The sequence below is a fragment of the Sphaerisporangium melleum genome, from assembly GCF_014646695.1.
In the GTDB taxonomy this organism is placed as follows: domain Bacteria; phylum Actinomycetota; class Actinomycetes; order Streptosporangiales; family Streptosporangiaceae; genus Sphaerisporangium; species Sphaerisporangium melleum.
Genome location: NZ_BMNT01000120.1, coordinates 1 through 1,442 on the forward strand (window position 1 = coordinate 1; position 1,442 = coordinate 1,442).

1 rRNA gene is annotated in these 1,442 nt (G+C 57.8%); it reads right to left on the reverse strand.

The window, feature by feature from the left end:
• Positions 1-54: 54 nt before the first annotated feature.
• Positions 55-1,442: ribosomal RNA gene (locus tag IEY93_RS37410) — 23S ribosomal RNA — on the reverse strand; the annotation flags it as partial.

Sequence of the window (1,442 nt, forward strand, 5' to 3'; positions counted from 1 at the left end):
CGGCGGGGGTTTGTTGTCTCTGAGTTGCATAATGGACGCGAGCAAGAATGCTTTGTGGTCAAGTCCTCGGCCTATTAGTACCGGTCAGCTCCACACCTTACGATGCTTCCACCTCCGGCCTATCAACCCAGTGGTCTACTGGGAGCCTTACCCCACAAAGGGTGGGAGACCTCATCTCAAGGCAGGCTTCCCGCTTAGATGCTTTCAGCGGTTATCCCTCCCGAACGTAGCCAACCAGCCGTGCCCTTGGCAGAACAACTGGCACACCAGAGGTTCGTCCGTCCCGGTCCTCTCGTACTAGGGACAGCCCCTTACAAGTCTCCTACGCGCGCAGCGGATAGGGACCGAACTGTCTCGCGACGTTCTAAACCCAGCTCGCGTACCGCTTTAATGGGCGAACAGCCCAACCCTTGGGACCTACTCCAGCCCCAGGATGCGACGAGCCGACATCGAGGTGCCAAACCATCCCGTCGATATGGACTCTTGGGGAAGATCAGCCTGTTATCCCCGGGGTACCTTTTAGCCGTTGAGCGACGGCGCTTCCACATGCCACCGCCGGATCACTAGTCCCAGCTTTCGCTCCTGCTCGACCCGTCGGTCTCACAGTCAAGCTCCCTTGTGCACTTACACTCACCACCTGATTGCCAACCAGGCTGAGGGAACCTTTGGGCGCCTCCGTTACCCTTTAGGAGGCAACCGCCCCAGTTAAACTACCCACCAGACACTGTCCCCCACCCGGATCCACGGGCGCGGGTTAGACATCCAAAACGACCAGAGTGGTATTTCACCAATGACTCCACCAGAACTAGCGTCCCAGCTTCACCGTCTCCCACCTATCCTACACAAGCCGTCCCAAACACCAATGTCAAGCTGTAGTGAAGGTCCCGGGGTCTTTCCGTCCTGCTGCGCGTAACGAGCATCTTTACTCGTAGTGCAATTTCGCCGGGTCTGTGGTTGAGACAGCGGGGAAGTCGTTACGCCATTCGTGCAGGTCGGAACTTACCCGACAAGGAATTTCGCTACCTTAGGATGGTTATAGTTACCACCGCCGTTTACCGGCGCTTAAGTTCTCACCTTCGCCGGCCGAAGCCAGCTAAGCGGTCCCCTTAACGTTCCGGCACCGGGCAGGCGTCAGTCCGTATACATCGTCTTACGACTTCGCACGGACCTGTGTTTTTAGTAAACAGTCGCTTCCCCCTGGCCACTGCGACCCCCACCAGCTCCGGCAGCAAGTGCCATCACCAGCAGAGGCCCCCCTTCTCCCGAAGTTACGGGGGCAATTTGCCGAGTTCCTTAACCACAGTTCACCCGATCGCCTCGGTATTCTCTACCTGACCACCTGAGTCGGTTTAGGGTACGGGCCGCCGGCACACTCACTAGAGGCTTTTCTCGGCAGCATGGGATCACCCACTTCACCACAATCGGCTCGGCATCACATCTCA